This is a genomic window from Mesorhizobium sp. M0590 (genome assembly GCF_040320905.1).
Classification (GTDB): Bacteria; Pseudomonadota; Alphaproteobacteria; order Rhizobiales; family Rhizobiaceae; genus Mesorhizobium.
Map to the genome: position 1 here is coordinate 396,253 of NZ_JAMYQN010000002.1, position 16,110 is coordinate 412,362.

Consider the following 16,110-nt stretch of genomic DNA (forward strand, 5'->3'; position numbering starts at 1 on the left):
CAGGCCCGGCGGGACCGCGCTCAACTCCGGTAGGCAGGCTCCTGCTCGTCGAGGATCGCCTTCAGTTCGGAAAGGTGGCGCTCGGCCTGGCCGGGATAGTCTTCCTGTTCCCTTGCCGCTTTCTCCGCGATCTCATCCGACAGTACCCGCAGCGGCCGGCCGGTCCACAGCGCCTTGATATAGGTTTCGGCGGCGCGCTCGAAATAGAACATGCGGTTGAAGGTGTCGGCGACGCTGTCGCCGATGACCAGCACGCCATGGTTGCCCATCACCATCACCTTGACCTTCGGGTCGACAAGAAGCTGCGAGCAGCGCTCGCCCTCTTCCTCGAAGGCCAGCCCGCCATAATGAGCGTCGACGACATGGCGGTTGAAGAAGATCGCCGAGTTCTGGTCGATCGGCGGCAACGTCGAGTCAGCGAGCGAGGCAAGCACGGTGGCGTGGATCGAGTGGACATGCATGACGCAGCGTGCATGACGCACGTTGCGATGGATGGCACCATGCAGGCCCCACGCCGTCGGGTCGGGCGCATTCGGGCCGACCAGCGTGTCGGGATCATTGGCGTCGATCAGAAGCAGATCGCTCGCCTTGATACGCGAGAAATGCACCTGGTTAGGGTTCATCAGGAATTGCGAGCCATCGTCGTTGACCGCCAGCGAAAAATGATTGGCCACCGCCTCATGCATGTTAAGCCGCGCCGTCCAGCGGAAGGCGCAAGCCAGATCGACGCGCTCCTCATAGAACGGCAGGTTGGTCAGCACTTCCTTCTGCAGGCGCGTGATGCTCATCGTAACCTCCGTGAAAGAAGCAAGGATGCCGCGCGGCTGGAACACGCGCAACCGGTTTCGTTTGGTACAGGCGAGCGCCGTTATGCCGCCGTGCTGGTGGCCGCGCCGACCCGAAGCCCGCCATGCTCGACGATGAAATCGATCACCTCCTGCAGGCCCTTGCCGCGCGACAGGTCGGTGAAGCCAAACGGCCGTTTGCCGCGCATGCGGGCAGCGTCGCGTTCCATGATGTCGAGATTGACGTTCACATAGGGCGCAAGGTCGCTCTTGTTGATGACCAGGAAATCGGACCGGGTGATCGCCGGTCCGCCCTTGCGCGGAATCTCCTCGCCCTGGCAAACCGAGATGACATAGAGCGTCAGGTCGGCAAGGTCCGGCGAGAAGGTGGCGGCGAGGTTGTCGCCGCCCGATTCGATGAAGACGATGTCGAGATCCGGGAATTTTTTGGTCATCTCGGCGATCGCCTGCAGATTGATCGAGGCGTCCTCGCGAATGGCGGTGTGCGGGCAGCCGCCGGTCTCGACGCCGATGATGCGATCCTCGGGCAGCGCCTGAAGCCGGGCCAGCATCATGGCATCTTCCTTGGTGTAGATGTCGTTGGTGACGACGGCGATCGAGAACTCGTCACGCAGCGCCTTGCAGAGCTTTTCGGTGAGCGTCGTCTTGCCGGAGCCGACCGGGCCGCCGATGCCGATGCGAAGAGGACCGTTGGCTTGTGTCATCTAGGGAACTCCGTGATGGCAAGAATGGCGAAGCCGAGCCCGATCAACAGACAGAGCGGCGAATAGTAGCTGACATCAAGCCGCGCGAAAGGCTGTTCGGGCGCCAGCCGGCGCCACCACGGCGTGAAGCCGGCAATGCCGCGCGCCAGGAAGACCAGCGCGATGAGCAGCGCCGTGGCGGCCAGCCCGGCCTTGGGAAAGGGCGTGGCGAACACGCCTTCGAGCGCCATCGGCCACAGCGTCGCCAGGCCGAGGCAGGCGGCAACGGCGAAGCTGGCGAAGGGTGCCGGCATCTCGTCGACGCCGCGAAAGCCGATGACCGCGCGAGCGCAGGAGGCGGCGTCCCTGCCCGGCCAGATGCCGCCAATGCCCCAATAGACATGCAGTGCTGTGATCAACAGCAGGACCAGCGAGAGCGCGAAAGCGAGGACGATCATGAGCGGAACAGCCGCGAATACTGGGCTTCGTGCTTCATCGCCGTGACGTCGGAGATGAAAGCGCAGCCGCCGAGATCATCGAGGGTCGAGCCGGCAGCGCGGTCGGCCGTGGCCAGGGCAAGCGGTTCGAAGGCGGCCAGTAGCGTCATCGCGGCACTCTGGCCAACGATGCCGAGCCGGATCGCGGCCTGGACGAGATTGGAGAAGAAGGCCTGCAGAAAGGCCGCCAGGGCGTCCCGCAGCGCAATGCCGTGATCGCCGGCAACGGCGCCGACGGCAACGCAATAGGCACATTCGGCCGGCAGGCGATCCAGCACCTGGCACGGCCAGGCGAAGGCCGCCTTCAGGAAAGCAGCGCCCTGCAGCATGGTCTCGGCATGGCGCTCGCGCGAGCCTGCCAGAGCTTCGGCAAGGGCGACGATTTCATCGAGATCGCCGGTTTCGCGCCCCCTGCGCCAGCTTTCGGCAAACAGCACCGCATCATTCCAGCCCGAACCCATCTCGACCAGCGTTTCCAGCCACGCGGCGAGCTCTTTGCTGTCGGCAACCAGCCCGGCATGCACGGCTTGCTCGAGACCATGGCTGTAGGAAAAGCCGCCGACCGGGAAGGAAGGCGACAGCCACGCCATCAGCCGCAACAAAGCAATATTGGAAGGCTGGGCAACGTTGGAAGGCTGGTCAGTCATGGTCATGGTCATGCGAATGGCTGTGGGAATGCGATTCGCTATGGGTATGGGAATGCGCTTCGGCGTGGCTGTGCGCATGCGCCTCGGCATGAGCGTGGCCGTGGCCGCCATGCCCGGAATAGGCGCCGCGCACCGGCTTGAACGGCTCGGAGACGTCGCTAACGGTGGCGCCCAATCCCTCCAGCATCGCCTTGATGACATGGTCGCGCAGAATGAGGATGCGCCCAGCTTCGATGGCGGCTGCGAGATGGCGGTTGCCGATGTGCCAGGCAAGCTCTGCCAGATGGACAGGGTCGCTGGCCCGGACGTCGTAGAGCGCCTCCTCGGCCGCGATGATCTCGATGTGGCGGCCATCCTCCAGCACCAGCCGGTCACTATGGTTCAAGGTCACCGGTTCGGGCAGGTCGACCAGCACCTTGTCGCTACGGGCCGTTTCGATGGCGCGACGGCGCAGATGCCGCTCGTCATGGGCAAGCACCGCACTGTCGTATGGCGTGGTGGTTCCGGCTTCGCCCGCGGCCAGGACGGAGACGGCGCGCGGGAATTTGGTGAAGTCGGTGCGAATATCGAGCTTCATGTAAAAACTGCCTCTCCCAAAAAGCCTAGCCTATCGCGTCCGCCGCCCCAATGGGGCTCAGACGATCGTGTCGAAGAGCCGCAGGATGAACGATATCTGATAGACGAGCGCGCCGGCGACAAAGGCGATGTGAAAGCGGCGGTCGCGCAGCAGGATCGCAATGACGCAAAGCGCGACGAAAACCGGCGTGCGGATCAGATATTCGACGCCAAAATGGGCGAAATGCTCCGGCCCTTTCAGCAGCGTATCGATCACGTCGAGCAGATAGGTCGCCGCCAGCAGGCCGAAGAACCAGGCCCGGCGCGAATAAAAGAAATCCTCATAGCTGGTGTAGTCCAGCATCGAATCCGGAAACAGCAGTGCGCAGAGCAGGAACAGCGTGACGGCGTAGAAGATGATGAACAGGTATTTGCCGAAGGTCCAATTCTCGATCTGGAACAGGCCGAACTCCCACCACCAGAAATGCACCAGCATTAAAAGCACCGACGCAACCCAGGCGAGGTGCACGGGATAGAGCCGGTATTGGCCGGGATGCTGGACGATGCGGGCGACCCCCGACAGCAGGCGGGTGACGCCGAGGCCGATCACCATGCCCAGGACGATGCGGATATGCGGGAAAATGTCGTGGGCGTAGGGGAGTTGCGGGTCCATAAGCCTGGCGCGGCATGTTCTACATCGGTCGTTCTAACGCCTATGGTTCAGAACAGGAAGTAGCGTTGCGCCATCGGCAGCACGGTAGCCGGCTCGCAGGTCAGGAGTTCGCCGTCGGCGCGGACCTCATAGGTTTCGGGGTCGACCTCGACATGCGGCGTGGCGTCATTGAGCACCATCGAATGCTTGCCGATGCCGCCGCGGGTGTTTTCGACCGCGACCATCTGCTTGTCGACGCCGAGCCTGCCGCGCAGGCCTGCGTCGAGCGCGGCCTTCGAAACGAAGGTCACCGACGAATTGGTCATCGCCTTGCCGTAGGCCCCGAACATCGGCCGGTAATGCATCGGCTGCGGCGTCGGGATCGAGGCGTTGGGATCGCCCATCGGGGCGGCGGCGATCATGCCGCCGATCAGCACCATGTCCGGCTTGACGCCGAAAAAGGCCGGATTCCACAGCACGAGGTCGGCGCGTTTTCCCACCGCCACCGAGCCGATGTCCTTCGACAGACCATGCGCGATGGCCGGATTGATGGTGTATTTGGCGATGTAGCGGCGGACGCGGAAATTGTCGTTGTCGCCGGTCTCCTGCGGCAGCGAACCGCGCTGGCGCTTCATCTTGTCGGCGGTCTGCCAGCAGCGGATCGCCACTTCGCCGACACGGCCCATGGCCTGGCTGTCCGACGAGATGATCGAGAAGGCGCCGATGTCGTGCAGAATGTCTTCGGCGGCGATGGTTTCCTTGCGGATGCGGCTTTCGGCAAAGGCGATATCTTCGGGGATCGACGGCGACAGATGGTGACAGACCATCAGCATGTCGAGGTGTTCGGCCAGCGTGTTGATCGTGTAGGGGCGTGTCGGGTTGGTCGAGGACGGAATGACGTTAGGCAGGCCGCAGACCTTGATGATATCAGGCGCGTGGCCGCCGCCGGCGCCTTCGGTGTGGAAGGCATGGATGGTGCGGCCCTTGATCGCCGCGACCGTGTTTTCGACGAAGCCGGACTCGTTCAGCGTGTCGGTGTGGATCATCACCTGCACGTCGTAATCGTCGGCGACCGACAGGCAGCAGTCGATTGCAGCCGGCGTCGTGCCCCAGTCCTCGTGCAGCTTCAGCGAGCAGGCGCCGGCGAGCACCATCTCCTCGAGCGCGGCAGGCAGCGACGCGTTGCCCTTGCCCGACAGGCCGATATTCATCGGGAAGGCGTCGAAAGACTGGATCATGCGCGCCAGATGCCACGGCCCAGGCGTGCAGGTGGTGGCCAGCGTGCCGTGCGCCGGGCCGGTGCCGCCGCCGAGCATGGTGGTGATGCCCGACATCAGCGCTTCCTCGATCTGCTGCGGGCAGATGAAATGGATATGCGCGTCGAAGCCGCCGGCGGTCAGGATCTTCCCCTCGCCGGCGATGATCTCGGTGCCGGGACCGATGATGATGGTGACGCCGCCTTGGGTATCCGGATTGCCGGCCTTGCCGATCGCGGCGATACGGCCGTCCCTGAGGCCGATATCTGCCTTGACGATACCGGCGGTGGCATCGACGACCAACGCATTGGTGATGACGGTGTCGACCGCGCCTTGCGCGCGCGACACCTGGCTCTGGCCCATGCCGTCGCGGATGACCTTGCCGCCGCCGAACTTCACCTCCTCGCCGTGAAGAGTGAGATCCCTTTCGACCTCGATGAACAGCTCGGTGTCGGCGAGCCGGACCTTGTCGCCGACGGTCGGGCCGTACATCTGCGCGTAGGCGGCGCGGGTGATTTTAGCCATCAGCAATTGCTCCCGAAATACAGCCCGGAAATACCGCTTGTCGAAGCCGGGCCCCACATTGCCGCCATCCTATGGTCACGCAATGACCCGCTGAGCGACACTTTCCGATCCCATTTAGCGTTTGAGGTGGCCGGGCCACCCCAAAACGACCATTTGCCAATCGATGGAAAGGAACATCCATGCGCAAAACGACCCTTCTGGCAGCCGCCGCCACGCTGGTGCTCGCAACCGCCGCCAGCGCCCAGCAACAGCCTGCGCAGCAGCCCAGTCCGGCGCCGGCTGCGCCTGCTCCTGCCGCGCCCGGGGCGCAGCCGCAGGCGCCCACCATCCAGGCGATCAACGTCGTCGATATCAAGGATCTGCCCGCGGACACTCAAGCCAAGGTCAACGAGGTGATCGCCAAGCGCAGCGATGCCGACCTGCAGAAACTGCGCGGCTCGATCGACGCGACACCGCAGGTCAAATCCGCGCTCGAAGCCAAGGGGCTCACCTCGGCGCAGGTGATCGCCGCCAGCATGAGCACCAATGGCGCGCTGACGCTGATCACCAAGAAAGCGAGCTGACGAGACGAGGCGGCGGGCCGGCGCCCGGCCAGCCCGCCGCATCGCAAAGGGAACCTTCACGGGGGACGTTACGTTTCGGTCCTGTCGCCCTGACACGAGCCTCGAAAAGGACCCTGAGAACGAGCGATGGCGATCACCACCTTCTCCGACACCAGATGGCTGCATGGGATTGCCGCGACCGCGTTTCTGGCAGCCAGCATTCCGCACGCCGCGCTGAACGCGCAGAGCCTCGACAGCGCCGAGACCGTCAACCGGATCGTCGGCTCGGAGGTCGGCCAGGAAGAGACCCAGACAAATGCGGAAGCCGGCAAGGTCAGTTCGGCGATCGACCGCACGCGTGAAAACATCGCCGCCGTGCGCAAGACATCCAAGCTCGACAAGGTCGATATCGTGTTTCTTACCGATGCCGCGCGCACCGAAGGCGGCCCGCCGCCGGCGATCGAAAACAAGGTCAGGCAGCATCGGGACGACATCGCCGAGCTGCGCAAGGAGATCGAGGCGAACGCATTGCTGTTCAACGCCATCGATTCGCGGCGAGTGCAAACCGAGGACGTTCTGGCGGTGGAATTCGACGATCCGGGAAAGGTCGTCATCTATGCGGCGGCCAAGCCGCCCGGCTGAGCCGAAACTGCTCAACGCCTTCGATCTCACAGCGCGCCCATGATCTTCTGCTGAAATCCGTAGACCTCGCGCTTGCCGCCGAACGGCACCAGGGTAACGTCGCGCTCTTGGCCGGGCTCGAAGCGCATGGCGGTGCCGGCGGCGATGTCGAGGCGCATGCCGCGGGCCTTGTCGCGATCGAATCTCAGTCCCTCATTGGTCTCGAAGAAATGATAATGGCTGCCTACCTGGATCGGCCGGTCGCCGCTGTTGGCTACCTTCAAGGTGACCGTCGCCAGACCCTTGTTCAGTTCGATCTCGCCGCTTGCCGTGATGATTTCGCCGGGGATCATCGCGGCCTCACACGACGCCGAAAGCGAGGCCGGCGCCAATCGCGGCACAAGCGGCGCCAGCGGCGCGGGCAAGCCCGCGGAAGCGCCAGCCGAGGCCGAGACCGGCCGCGATGCCGACGGCGTGGAGCAGTGCCGTGGCAACGGCAAAGCCCGCCATATAGCCGAGTCCGCCGACATTCTCAGGCACCTCGGTGCCATGGGCATAGCCGTGGAACAGCGCGAACAGACCGATGACGGCAACGCCGGCCGAGACGGGAAGATCGACGGCGAGCGCAACCAGCAGCCCGAGCACCACGACGGACGCCAATATAGCAGGCTCGACGAAGACCATCGGCACATGCAGCATGCCGAGCGCGCCGCCGGCCAGCATGACGCTTACGAAGGCCAGCGGCCATGCCCAGATCGCTTTGTCGCCCTTGAGCGCGGCCCATAGCCCGACGGCAATCATCGCCGTCATGTGATCGAGGCCGGAGAGCGGGTGGGAGAAGCCGGCGGTGAAGGACCAAACCGTGCCGACGCCGACATGGGCATAGGCTGGCATTGCTGCCGCCAGCAGCAGGACCGCCGACAGCGTTGAGCGTTTCATCGTAGCGGTGATCATCGGCGTAGCTTCCATCTTCGAGTACCTCTCACGCCGCCTTGCGGGCCGGAGCGCAGCCCTCTGCCTTGAGGACGCGCTTGGTGGAGGCCGGATATTTCGTCAGCAGCGCTGCCGGACGGATCGGGCGGGCCGAGAAGTTGCCGCCGCAATTCGGACAGGCGCCGCCGAGCACGTTTTGTGCGCAGTCGGCGCAAAAGGTGCATTCGAAGGTGCAGATCACCGCATCCGTCGCATCGGGCGGCAGATCCTTGTCGCAGCACTCGCAGTTGGGACGCAGCTCAAGCATTTTCCTCTCCTTGGCGGTGTTATCTGATCGGCTCGTGCACAGTCACCAGCTTGGTGCCGTCTGGAAACGTCGCCTCGACCTGCACATCGTGGATCATTTCTGCAATGCCTTCCATCACCTGGGCCCGGGTGACGACATGGGCGCCGGCCTCCATCAGCTCGGCGACCGCGCGGCCGTCGCGGGCACCCTCGACGACGAAATCGGTGATCAGCGCGATCGCTTCCGGATGATTGAGCTTGACGCCGCGTTCGAGCCGCTTGCGGGCCACGATCGCCGCCATGGCGATCAGCAGCTTGTCTTTCTCCCTCGGCGTCAGATTCATGCTTTTTCCTGCGGTGGCAAAATCGAAATCAGAGTGACCATAATTTGGGCAGGCCCGCCCGTCCGTTGAGCAATTCGACAAGCGGCACCAGCCGCTTGCGGAGCTGGTAGCCGTCCTCGGCGAACAGCCTCGCAAGAAGCTTGCCAGATTTCCGCACGCTCCAGAAACTGACGCCGCCCTGGCCGCCGACTATGCCCCGGGCCGGCTCGAGCAAAGCCTCTGCCCGTGGCGACACCATCAGCAGCGTCGCCACGGCGACGGCACCGCCGGCCGCTGCGGGACGGCTCAAGGTGGCCGCAACGTCCGGCCCGATGCGGAACTCCTCTGCATGGACCAGCGCCCCGTCCTGGCGGACGCGCCAGCGGTCGTGGAAATGGCCTTGCGAAGCCCGTTCACCCATGGCCAGGCGGCCGAAGACGGTAGCCTCCAGGATCAGCGCCTCGGCTCCGGTGGCAAGCTCCACGTCAAGGCTGCGGGCAAAGGCCGAGCGGTCGAAGACGATGGTTTCCTGTGGCAGCCAGGCAATGTGGCCGTCTTCTCCGACAGTCAGCTGCACCCGCACTTCGGCGCGGTCGGATGCGGCGCGATAGATTTTCTCGCAGGCCTGCGTTGTTATGGTTGCGGAGGCGCCGGCACCGACATCGACCTCCCAGGCGAGACGGTCGCCACCGGTCAGCCCACCGGCGGTGTTGATCAGGACGGCTTCGAGCGGATCGGCCGAGACCGCCGGCATGCGGATCTTGGCCGAACCGTCCTGGTACAGACGCCGAAGACGCGTGCGGCCTCCGTTCCAGTCGCAGCCAAGCCGCGCGACGCCGGCAACACGCTGGGCCGGCGGCACTGAAGTCTGGCTATATGCGATCGTATCCACGACACCAACGTTAAGCACTGCGGCGGCTTTGTCGATATATAGCTTGTTGCTTGACAGCGTTTCGGTTTCTATAGAGGGAGCCACCTTGGTACGGTCACCGGCGCCTGGCGGGGGTAAAAGGCGACGATGACGACGTAATCGAGGACAAAAGGGGCGCTGATCAGTTGGCGTCGGGAAACGACAGAGTTGGGGAAGAAACCGAATGGCTGACCAGCTGGCAAACGATATCATCGCCAAGATCAAGGCTCATGCCGAGCCGGGCGGCGAGGAAATCACCACCAGTACCGAACTGACCGCCCTTGGCATCCATTCGCTGGAACTGACGGAGATCATCTTCGATCTCGAGGAAGAGTATGGCATCGAAATCGAGATGAACACTGTCGATGCCTGGAGCAATCTGAAGAATGTCGGCGACATGGTCGAGGCGGTTCGCGCGCTGATCGCGAAAAAAGCCTGACTGAATGCACAAGCGCGTCGTCATCACGGGCATCGGCGGATTATGCGGGCTCGGCACCAATGCACCGGCAATCTGGAATGAAATGCGCGCCGGCCGTTCGGCAATCGGCGCGATCGACAATCCGCTGCTGCATGATCTGAAGGTCAAGGTCGGCTGCGAAATCAAGGCGCTTCCCGAGCACGGCATCGACCGCAAGCAGGTCGTGTCGATGGACCGCTTCAGCCTTCTGGCGACGATCGCCGCGCGGGAGGCGGCACAGCAGGCGAGATTGAACCCGCACGCGGCCAACACCTACCGGATGGGCACCATCGTCGGCGTCGGCGTCTGCGGCTGGGAGGCAATCGAAGAGAACTATCGCGCCATCCTGCTCGAAGGCAAGAACCGCGCCGGCATCTTCACCGTCCCGAAAGTAATGCCGGGCGCTGCAGCCGGCCATGTCAGCATGAATCTTGGTCTGCGCGGGCCGGTGTTCGGCATCACCTCTGCCTGCTCGTCATCCAACCACGCCATTGCCTCGGCGGTCGATCAGATCAGGCTCGGCCGGGCCGACGTCATGGTCGCCGGCGGCACCGATGCGCCGCTGGTCTGGGGCATCCTCAAGGGCTGGGAGGCCCTGCGGGTACTGTCGCCGGACACCTGCCGGCCGTTTTCGGCCGACCGCCAGGGGCTCGTGCTCGGCGAAGGCGCCGGCATGGTGGTGCTGGAAACATATGAGCATGCCATGGCGCGCGGCGCCGCCATCCTTGCCGAAATCGCCGGCGTCGGCCTTTCCGCCGACGCCTCCGATATCGTCGCGCCAACCATCGAAGGGCCTGAGGCGGCGATGCGCTTCTGCCTCGTCGATGCCGGGCTCAATCCCGAGGACGTCGACTATCTCAACGCGCATGGCACCGGCACCAAGGCCAACGATCAGATCGAGACGGCGGCGATCAAACGCGTGTTCGGCGGCCATGCCTACAAGCTTTCGGTGTCCTCGACCAAATCGATGCACGCCCACTGCCTCGGCGCCTCCGGCGCGCTGGAAATGATCGCCTGCGTGATGGCGATCCGCGAAGGCATCGTGCCGCCGACCGCCAATTATCGGGAAGCCGACGCCGACTGCGATCTCGACATCACGCCGAACGTGGCGCGCGAACGCACCGTGCGCACCGCGATCAGCAACAGCTTCGCCTTCGGCGGCACCAATGCGGTGCTGGCGGTCAAGGCCGTGTGACCGCACCCCTTGCGGGTCCTTCACCGGGGCCGGCGAAACTTTCCATGCGCATATTGATCGCGCCAGGCGTCGCGCCTAATTCTCTGCGACCTGCCATGACCGTGCCGCTCGGCGCGGTCCCCTACCAGGAGTTTCGATGACCGATCTGTCCGCGTTTCCGATTGCCAGGCGCTGGCCGGCGAGCCACCCCGACCGCATCCAGCTTTATTCGTTTCCGACGCCGAACGGGGTGAAGATATCGATCGCGCTGGAGGAACTTGGCCTGCCTTACGAGCCGCATGCCGTCGATCTCGGCAAGAACGAGAGCTGGACCCCGGAATTCCTGTCTTTGAACCCGAACGGCAAGATACCGGCGATGATCGATCCGGACGGCCCGAGCGGCAAGCCGATCGGCTTGTTCGAATCCGGCGCCATCCTGCTTTACCTCAGCGACAAGACCGGCAAGCTGGTGCCGGCAGACGCGACGCTGCGTTATGAGACGATCCAGTGGGTGTTCTTCCAGATGGCTTCGATCGGGCCGATGTTCGGCCAAGTCGGATTCTTCCACAAATTCGCTGGGCGCGAAATCGCCGACAAGCGCCCGCTGGAACGTTATCGCGACGAGTCGCGACGGCTGATCGGCGTCCTCGAAACGAGGCTCAAGGGCCGCAGCTGGATCATGGGCGACGATTACACCATCGCCGATATTTCGATGCTTGGGTGGGTGCGCAATCTGATCGGCTTCTACGAGGCGCGGGAACTCGTCGGTTTCGACGATTTCCCCAGCGTGGGCGCATGGCTGGAGCGTGGCCTCGCCCGGCCGGCGGTGCAGAGGGGCCTCACCATTCCGGCCAGAAGCTGATCTTACATCGATTCCGCTCGGCTATTTTGCCTTGGTCCGGGGTTTTGAGCCGCCCTTGCCGACTACGGAAGCAGCAAGCGACGCCGCACCTTTGGCGGTGGCAAGCACGGCACCGGCGGCGACATTGGCCGTTGCTTTAACAGTGCGCATTGCGCTGCCTGCGATCGATCCTCTGCTGCTTGCCGATCTTTTGGGCTTGGGTGCAGCGGCTTTGGTCGCGGCAGGCATCACCTTTTTCGGCGCCGCCTTGCCAAAGCTGGGCTTTGCCGCATCCTTGGAGCGGGCCGCCGCTGCCGGGCCGGCGCTGGTTTTCACTCGAGTGGCTTTTGATCGTGTTGCCCTGCCCTTGGCGGGCGCAGGCTTTCTTGCCATGGTTTCCATCGAACGGTTCCCTCATGGGCACAATTGCCGTATCCGGGATAACGGCCTGAAACTGTCAAGGTTCCGGCCGGGCGGTTCCTTGCAAGTCAGGCCAGGTCGCCGACCACCAGGTCGGCGGGCCGCCGACGGGCAAGCACGCGGTCGATGTTCGGCATATCGTTAGAGGCGATCCAGGCGCGCGCGTCCTCGTCGGAGCGGCCGTGCTCGTGCCATCGCGCCAGCAGTCGGCGCTCGAGCTCGGCGCGCGGCACATCGACGAAGATCGAGAAGTCGAACAGCGGCGCCAGCCGCGTCCAAGGTTCTTCGTCGAGCAGCAGATAATTGCCTTCGACCAGGATGAATTTGGTCTCGGCGGCGACGATAGCAGCGGCGGCGCGCGACAGCTCCATGCTGCGGTCGAAGACCGGGATGGCGATATCCGGCTCGCCGGCGCGGATGCGCTTCAGCAACGCTTCGAAGCCGGCAAAATCAAAGGTTTCCGGGGCACCTTTTCGCGCGCGAAGGCCGCGCCGCTCGAGCATGACATCATCGTAATGGAAGCCATCCATCGGCACGACTTCCGCCGTGCCTTCCGGCAGCAAGTCGTGCAAGCCTGCCGACAATGTCGATTTGCCGGCGCCGGGAGGGCCCGCAATGGCAACGATGAAGCGCGGTGCCTTGCCGGCGCGCTTGAAAATGACAGCAGCGATGTGGGCGATTTCTGACATTGGCATCCATAAGATGGTTCTGGCGCATTTTGGCGGCAGTTTTCGAAAATTTCAAACGCCGGATTGTGCCAAGCCTTCAATCGGGCCTGGATTGACCGATCCGCAGGAAATCGCCGTCGAAGCCGATGTCGCGCACGGCACCGTCAGCCGCCAGGATGCGCATGCGGCCCGGCGAGGTCGTGACGTCGTGCGGCGGCTCGCCGGATAGCCATGGCAGTGCGCCGATGACATGGCGGAACGAAAAGCGGCGCCCTTCGGAAAGGGCAAAGGCGGTCGCCACGCCTTCGCGCTTCAGCCAATTGTCGCCGAGCGATGCGGCGTGGCCGACGGCCGTGCGGCCGTCCTCGATGCCGAGCACGCCGCGGTGGCGGCCACTCCATGGCGCATAATCGCGCCCGCCATTGCTGACCCACAGCATGGTGACCGGCAGTTCGGCCGGGTTCTTCAGCACCAGCAAGAGATCGGCTTCCGCCTGGCGCGCCAGCGCGGTCCAGCCCGGCCCGCCATGATCAGCCTCGACCAGCGTCACGAAGTCCTCACGCAGCTGGTCCATGCGATAGGTGGTCAGGTCAATCGTGCCGCCGTTGGCGGCGGGAAAGCGCGTCAGGTCGGCGGTTCGCGCCGGGTAGGCGAGCAACGAGCGGCCGCGGGCGGGATTGGGCTCCGGCGCCTCACTCGGCGTTGCGGCAAGGCGCTTGGGCGAGAAGGCCAGTCTGCCGCCGGCCGTCATCACCGTCATCGGGTGGTGGGCGACGGGAATGGCGCCGGCGCCGCCGGAAAAGACGTGTTCCTGATAGAGAAAGGGATGATCGTCGCGCAAGGTCAGGATCTTGTCGACGGTTGCGCCCATAACCGGGCGCTGCAGGCGGAAGACGGCGCGCCAGCCGTCGGCCGTTGCCGCGCTGTCGACGACGTCCCAGCGACTATTTGCCGGCCAGCCATGCAAAGGTGCCGCTTCGACGTCGCTGATCGAGAAGGGTGCGCAGAGGAAATCGCCGGACAGGTGGACCGTCCCTTCAGGCAGGTCTTTCGGCAGCATCTCGCGCGGCTCGCCGACCCAGGGCGCGCGATGCAGCGGCTTCAGCCGGCGGCCATCGATATCGATCGCCATGTCGGCGAGATGGCCGACGGCAAGATCGACCGATACCGAAATGCCCTTCGCCGTGATCGTGACCATATCCATGTGCACCTACCGATTCTGCCAGCCCGATTCTGGCGGCCCGATTCTGCCGGCGCCAGCAAAGCCCACTCGCCGCCGGTTGCGCAAACGCGGTGGCCGGCAATTCACATCAGGCGGCGCCACGTCGGCCTGTGGACAGGGCACCGTTCGAGGGCCAGACCGATATTAACCAAATGGACTGTGCCTTTGCGTTAAGATAGCTTCGCCTCGTCTCAGAAACTGCCTGCCTTCGGAACTGACTTGTCCGCCTTCCGGTTCTTTTCGTCCATCCACAAATGCGTCGCGGTGCTGGCGCTGCTGCTGTTTGCTGCCGGCTGCACGACTGTCACGCCGCCCGACAGCGTGCTGGCGGTACCGGCGCCGCCGCAGAAATATGCCGCCATGGTCATCGATGCCGGCACCGGCAAGACGCTGTTCGAGGTCAATTCGACGGCGCCGCGTTATCCGGCGTCACTGACCAAGATGATGACGCTCTACCTCCTGTTCGAGGCGCTGGACCAGGGCCGCATCAGCAAGGAGACGCAAATCCCGGTGTCGGACAACGCCGCCCGGCAGCCGCCGACCAAGCTGCGGTTCAGGCGCGGCGAGACCATCGACGTCGATTCGGCGATTCGCGCCATCGTCGTCAAATCGGCCAATGACGTGGCGGTCGCAATTGCCGAATATCTCGGCGGCAGCGAAGAGGCGTTCGCCGGCATGATGACCGCCAAGGCGCGTCAGATCGGCATGAGCAGCACCGTTTTCCGCAACGCCTCGGGCCTGCCGGACGGCGACCAGCACACCAGCGCGCGCGACATGGCGGTGCTCGGCATGGCGCTGCACGCCCGCTTCCCGCAGCATTTCCACTATTTCTCTGAAAGCGACTTCATGTTCCGCGGCAGGCTGGTGCGCGGCCACAACGACATGCTCGGCCGGGTGCGCGGGGTCGACGGCATCAAGACCGGCTACATCAGGGCTTCGGGCTTCAACATCGTCACCTCCTATAATGCGGACGGGCACAGGCTGATCATCGTGGTGATGGGCGCCGACAGCGCGCGCCAGCGCAACGACCACGTCGAGGCGCTGATCCAGCGCAGCCTGTTGCCGACCTCCGAGGCAAAGACGCGGCTGCTGTATGCCGAGGAGCAGTGACAGTTGAAGTCCGAGTGTTGACCGCGTGCGGGTTCAGGCGACAAACGCAGAGCCGCCGTTTTGCGCGACACTGCTGAGATACTTTGCCGGCGGCTTGCCAAGCGCTTTCTTGAACATGGTGATGAAGGCGGTGACCGATTCGTAACCGAGATCGGCCGAAACCTGCTGCACGCTGGCGCCGGAGGCCAGCTCGCGCATTGCGACGATCAAGTGCAGTTGCTGGCGCCAGCGCCCGAAGGTCAGCCCTGTCTCTTTCACCACGAGACGTGCGAGACTGCTCTCGCTGAGCGCGACGCGACTGGCCCATTCCGCCAGGGTACTGCGATCGGCAGGATCTTGCGCCAACGCCGCCGCGATGCGCCTCAAGCGCGGCTCGGACGAGATCGGCAAATGCAGCTGCTGGACAGGCATGCGCGGCAGTTCGGTGAGCAGAGCCCTGGTCAGGAGCTCGCCCCTCGCGTCATCGTCCTCAACGCGATCCGTCAGCTCTAAGATGAGCTCGCGCAGCAACGGCGTGATCGAAAGCGTGCAGCACCGGTCCGGCAGGTCGGCAGCTCCCGGCTCGATATAGACGAAGAAAATCCGGGCATTGGCGGTCGCGATATTGCTGTGCTCCATGTCGCCGGGAATCCACACCGCGCAATGCGGCGGCACCATCCACAGGCCGCTGGGGACGCGACATGTGACGCCACCGCCCAGTGCGAAGACGAGTTGCCCTTTGCGGTGGTGGTGGTCCGGCACCTCCGCCCTGGTTTCGGTAACGTCAACGCGCACGGCGATTGCCGGCGCGAGGACATCATCCGGATCGAAAGGCCAGGGGTAGCGGAGAGGCTGTCTCATATTGACTGATTTTAGCGATCAACTGCCAAGATATCTAAATTACTCAAACAGGAAAGTCGATAGTTTAGGGATGAGTAACTCAGAAGCCGACAGGCGGCCTTCCATTTAGTCATGCCCTGCTTGCGTTCTGAACGTCGGACCAA

The 16,110-nt window shown here is 64.1% G+C and carries 23 protein-coding genes; 6 read left to right on the forward strand and 17 right to left on the reverse strand.

All coding sequences use genetic code 11. From position 1 onward, the window contains the following. Positions 1 to 20: 20 nt before the first annotated feature. The 7 genes from NKI52_RS05635 to ureC all read right to left on the reverse strand — a co-directional run bounded on the left by NKI52_RS05635 (position 21) and on the right by ureC (position 5,621). A complete protein-coding gene (locus NKI52_RS05635; RefSeq protein ID WP_023676999.1) occupies positions 21 to 788 on the reverse strand; it encodes a class II aldolase and adducin N-terminal domain-containing protein in 768 nt (255 codons plus the stop codon). A gap of 80 nt (positions 789 to 868) precedes the next feature. Then, positions 869 to 1,510 carry an urease accessory protein UreG gene (gene ureG, locus NKI52_RS05640; protein WP_023677000.1) on the reverse strand — a complete coding sequence of 214 codons (642 nt, stop codon included), beginning with the start codon at positions 1,508 to 1,510 and terminating at the stop codon, positions 869 to 871. Beyond that, positions 1,507 to 1,947, reverse strand: a complete 441-nt coding sequence (locus NKI52_RS05645) for a DUF3995 domain-containing protein (RefSeq protein ID WP_023677001.1) — start codon at positions 1,945 to 1,947, stop codon at positions 1,507 to 1,509. The genes ureG and NKI52_RS05645 overlap by 4 nt, the downstream gene beginning before the upstream one ends. Continuing rightward, positions 1,944 to 2,645 (reverse strand): urease accessory protein UreF, encoded by a 702-nt coding sequence (locus NKI52_RS05650; protein ID WP_031211833.1) that lies wholly within the window; start codon positions 2,643 to 2,645, stop codon positions 1,944 to 1,946. Before NKI52_RS05650 ends, NKI52_RS05645 begins: the two co-directional genes overlap by 4 nt. Then, positions 2,626 to 3,210 (reverse strand): urease accessory protein UreE, encoded by a 585-nt coding sequence (locus tag NKI52_RS05655; RefSeq protein ID WP_023677003.1) that lies wholly within the window; start codon positions 3,208 to 3,210, stop codon positions 2,626 to 2,628. The genes NKI52_RS05650 and NKI52_RS05655 overlap by 20 nt, the downstream gene beginning before the upstream one ends. 57 nt (positions 3,211 to 3,267) lie before the next feature. Next, entirely contained in the window at positions 3,268 to 3,861 is a 594-nt protein-coding gene (locus NKI52_RS05660; protein WP_023677004.1) for a hypothetical protein, read from the reverse strand. A 47-nt stretch (positions 3,862 to 3,908) separates the two neighbouring features. Beyond that, on the reverse strand, positions 3,909 to 5,621 hold the full coding sequence (ureC, locus tag NKI52_RS05665; RefSeq protein ID WP_031211834.1) for an urease subunit alpha: 1,713 nt from the start codon (positions 5,619 to 5,621) through the stop codon (positions 3,909 to 3,911). A gap of 179 nt (positions 5,622 to 5,800) precedes the next feature. Here ureC and NKI52_RS05670 point away from each other — a divergent pair, with 179 nt between their 5' ends. Both NKI52_RS05670 and NKI52_RS05675 read left to right on the forward strand, forming a co-directional pair. Further along, the gene (locus NKI52_RS05670; protein WP_023677006.1) at positions 5,801 to 6,184 is read left to right on the forward strand and encodes a hypothetical protein; all 384 of its coding nucleotides are present in this window, start codon (positions 5,801 to 5,803) and stop codon (positions 6,182 to 6,184) included. 126 nt (positions 6,185 to 6,310) lie between these two features. Further along, positions 6,311 to 6,805, forward strand: coding sequence for a hypothetical protein (locus tag NKI52_RS05675; RefSeq protein WP_023677007.1), 495 nt, complete (start codon positions 6,311 to 6,313; stop codon positions 6,803 to 6,805). A 26-nt stretch (positions 6,806 to 6,831) separates the two neighbouring features. Here NKI52_RS05675 and NKI52_RS05680 read toward each other — a convergent pair whose 3' ends face one another. Genes NKI52_RS05680 through NKI52_RS05700 form a run of 5 tightly spaced genes read right to left on the reverse strand, consistent with a single transcriptional unit; the run spans position 6,832 to position 9,217 of the window. Continuing rightward, positions 6,832 to 7,137 carry an urease subunit beta gene (locus NKI52_RS05680; RefSeq protein WP_023677008.1) on the reverse strand — a complete coding sequence of 102 codons (306 nt, stop codon included), beginning with the start codon at positions 7,135 to 7,137 and terminating at the stop codon, positions 6,832 to 6,834. Positions 7,138 to 7,144: 7 nt separating this feature from the next. Further along, a complete protein-coding gene (locus NKI52_RS05685; RefSeq protein ID WP_352697270.1) occupies positions 7,145 to 7,738 on the reverse strand; it encodes a HupE/UreJ family protein in 594 nt (197 codons plus the stop codon). A gap of 28 nt (positions 7,739 to 7,766) precedes the next feature. Beyond that, positions 7,767 to 8,024, reverse strand: coding sequence for a DUF1272 domain-containing protein (locus NKI52_RS05690; RefSeq protein ID WP_352697272.1), 258 nt, complete (start codon positions 8,022 to 8,024; stop codon positions 7,767 to 7,769). A 19-nt stretch (positions 8,025 to 8,043) separates the two neighbouring features. Beyond that, positions 8,044 to 8,346 carry an urease subunit gamma gene (locus tag NKI52_RS05695; RefSeq protein ID WP_023677011.1) on the reverse strand — a complete coding sequence of 101 codons (303 nt, stop codon included), beginning with the start codon at positions 8,344 to 8,346 and terminating at the stop codon, positions 8,044 to 8,046. Between the two features lie 28 nt (positions 8,347 to 8,374). After that, a complete protein-coding gene (locus tag NKI52_RS05700; RefSeq protein ID WP_502897740.1) occupies positions 8,375 to 9,217 on the reverse strand; it encodes an urease accessory protein UreD in 843 nt (280 codons plus the stop codon). Between the two features lie 202 nt (positions 9,218 to 9,419). Between NKI52_RS05700 and NKI52_RS05705 the strand changes: the two genes are divergently transcribed. The 3 genes from NKI52_RS05705 (at position 9,420) to NKI52_RS05715 (ending at position 11,728) form a co-directional block, all read left to right on the forward strand. Next, complete coding sequence (locus NKI52_RS05705; RefSeq protein WP_023677013.1) at positions 9,420 to 9,674, forward strand: acyl carrier protein; 255 nt, start codon at positions 9,420 to 9,422, stop codon at positions 9,672 to 9,674. A 4-nt stretch (positions 9,675 to 9,678) separates the two neighbouring features. After that, a complete protein-coding gene (locus tag NKI52_RS05710; RefSeq protein ID WP_352697274.1) occupies positions 9,679 to 10,887 on the forward strand; it encodes a beta-ketoacyl-[acyl-carrier-protein] synthase family protein in 1,209 nt (402 codons plus the stop codon). A gap of 136 nt (positions 10,888 to 11,023) precedes the next feature. Next, positions 11,024 to 11,728 carry a glutathione S-transferase family protein gene (locus tag NKI52_RS05715; protein WP_352588686.1) on the forward strand — a complete coding sequence of 235 codons (705 nt, stop codon included), beginning with the start codon at positions 11,024 to 11,026 and terminating at the stop codon, positions 11,726 to 11,728. Between the two features lie 21 nt (positions 11,729 to 11,749). On the opposite strand, the gene NKI52_RS05720 is transcribed toward NKI52_RS05715, so the two are convergent. The 4 genes from NKI52_RS05720 to NKI52_RS05735 all read right to left on the reverse strand — a co-directional run bounded on the left by NKI52_RS05720 (position 11,750) and on the right by NKI52_RS05735 (position 13,999). Next, complete coding sequence (locus NKI52_RS05720; RefSeq protein WP_302893450.1) at positions 11,750 to 11,878, reverse strand: hypothetical protein; 129 nt, start codon at positions 11,876 to 11,878, stop codon at positions 11,750 to 11,752. Next, the gene (locus NKI52_RS05725; RefSeq protein ID WP_352697276.1) at positions 11,865 to 12,125 is read right to left on the reverse strand and encodes a hypothetical protein; all 261 of its coding nucleotides are present in this window, start codon (positions 12,123 to 12,125) and stop codon (positions 11,865 to 11,867) included. The genes NKI52_RS05720 and NKI52_RS05725 overlap by 14 nt, the downstream gene beginning before the upstream one ends. Before the next feature lie 70 nt (positions 12,126 to 12,195). Next, entirely contained in the window at positions 12,196 to 12,816 is a 621-nt protein-coding gene (locus NKI52_RS05730; protein ID WP_352697278.1) for a nucleoside triphosphate hydrolase, read from the reverse strand. 76 nt (positions 12,817 to 12,892) lie between these two features. Then, positions 12,893 to 13,999 carry a hypothetical protein gene (locus tag NKI52_RS05735; RefSeq protein ID WP_352697280.1) on the reverse strand — a complete coding sequence of 369 codons (1,107 nt, stop codon included), beginning with the start codon at positions 13,997 to 13,999 and terminating at the stop codon, positions 12,893 to 12,895. Positions 14,000 to 14,236: 237 nt separating this feature from the next. Between NKI52_RS05735 and NKI52_RS05740 the strand changes: the two genes are divergently transcribed. Further along, positions 14,237 to 15,127 (forward strand): D-alanyl-D-alanine carboxypeptidase family protein, encoded by an 891-nt coding sequence (locus tag NKI52_RS05740; protein WP_352588698.1) that lies wholly within the window; start codon positions 14,237 to 14,239, stop codon positions 15,125 to 15,127. A 33-nt stretch (positions 15,128 to 15,160) separates the two neighbouring features. Here the strand turns inward: NKI52_RS05740 and NKI52_RS05745 are convergent, their stop codons facing one another. Beyond that, positions 15,161 to 15,967: an AraC family transcriptional regulator gene (locus NKI52_RS05745; protein ID WP_352697282.1), complete on the reverse strand. Its 807-nt coding sequence runs from the start codon at positions 15,965 to 15,967 to the stop codon at positions 15,161 to 15,163. Positions 15,968 to 16,110: the final 143 nt, after the last annotated feature.

What these genes read in the sequence shown, in the direction of transcription:
- NKI52_RS05715 (WP_352588686.1), top strand. Translation starts at nt 11,024, where the DNA reads ATGACCGATCTGTCCGCGTTTCCGATTGCCAGGCGCTGGCCGGCGAGC.
- NKI52_RS05675 (WP_023677007.1), top strand. Translation starts at nt 6,311, where the DNA reads ATGGCGATCACCACCTTCTCCGACACCAGATGGCTGCATGGGATTGCC.
- NKI52_RS05670 (WP_023677006.1), top strand. Translation starts at nt 5,801, where the DNA reads ATGCGCAAAACGACCCTTCTGGCAGCCGCCGCCACGCTGGTGCTCGCA.
- NKI52_RS05735 (WP_352697280.1), bottom strand. Translation starts at nt 13,999, where the DNA reads ATGGATATGGTCACGATCACGGCGAAGGGCATTTCGGTATCGGTCGAT.
- NKI52_RS05655 (WP_023677003.1), bottom strand. Translation starts at nt 3,210, where the DNA reads ATGAAGCTCGATATTCGCACCGACTTCACCAAATTCCCGCGCGCCGTC.
- NKI52_RS05660 (WP_023677004.1), bottom strand. Translation starts at nt 3,861, where the DNA reads ATGGACCCGCAACTCCCCTACGCCCACGACATTTTCCCGCATATCCGC.
- NKI52_RS05695 (WP_023677011.1), bottom strand. Translation starts at nt 8,346, where the DNA reads ATGAATCTGACGCCGAGGGAGAAAGACAAGCTGCTGATCGCCATGGCG.
- NKI52_RS05705 (WP_023677013.1), top strand. Translation starts at nt 9,420, where the DNA reads ATGGCTGACCAGCTGGCAAACGATATCATCGCCAAGATCAAGGCTCAT.
- NKI52_RS05745 (WP_352697282.1), bottom strand. Translation starts at nt 15,967, where the DNA reads ATGAGACAGCCTCTCCGCTACCCCTGGCCTTTCGATCCGGATGATGTC.
- NKI52_RS05725 (WP_352697276.1), bottom strand. Translation starts at nt 12,125, where the DNA reads ATGAGGGAACCGTTCGATGGAAACCATGGCAAGAAAGCCTGCGCCCGC.
- NKI52_RS05680 (WP_023677008.1), bottom strand. Translation starts at nt 7,137, where the DNA reads ATGATCCCCGGCGAAATCATCACGGCAAGCGGCGAGATCGAACTGAAC.
- NKI52_RS05730 (WP_352697278.1), bottom strand. Translation starts at nt 12,816, where the DNA reads ATGTCAGAAATCGCCCACATCGCTGCTGTCATTTTCAAGCGCGCCGGC.
- NKI52_RS05720 (WP_302893450.1), bottom strand. Translation starts at nt 11,878, where the DNA reads ATGCGCACTGTTAAAGCAACGGCCAATGTCGCCGCCGGTGCCGTGCTT.
- ureC (WP_031211834.1), bottom strand. Translation starts at nt 5,621, where the DNA reads ATGGCTAAAATCACCCGCGCCGCCTACGCGCAGATGTACGGCCCGACC.
- NKI52_RS05710 (WP_352697274.1), top strand. Translation starts at nt 9,679, where the DNA reads ATGCACAAGCGCGTCGTCATCACGGGCATCGGCGGATTATGCGGGCTC.
- NKI52_RS05650 (WP_031211833.1), bottom strand. Translation starts at nt 2,645, where the DNA reads ATGACCATGACCATGACTGACCAGCCTTCCAACGTTGCCCAGCCTTCC.
- ureG (WP_023677000.1), bottom strand. Translation starts at nt 1,510, where the DNA reads ATGACACAAGCCAACGGTCCTCTTCGCATCGGCATCGGCGGCCCGGTC.
- NKI52_RS05635 (WP_023676999.1), bottom strand. Translation starts at nt 788, where the DNA reads ATGAGCATCACGCGCCTGCAGAAGGAAGTGCTGACCAACCTGCCGTTC.
- NKI52_RS05690 (WP_352697272.1), bottom strand. Translation starts at nt 8,024, where the DNA reads ATGCTTGAGCTGCGTCCCAACTGCGAGTGCTGCGACAAGGATCTGCCG.
- NKI52_RS05685 (WP_352697270.1), bottom strand. Translation starts at nt 7,738, where the DNA reads ATGATCACCGCTACGATGAAACGCTCAACGCTGTCGGCGGTCCTGCTG.
- NKI52_RS05645 (WP_023677001.1), bottom strand. Translation starts at nt 1,947, where the DNA reads ATGATCGTCCTCGCTTTCGCGCTCTCGCTGGTCCTGCTGTTGATCACA.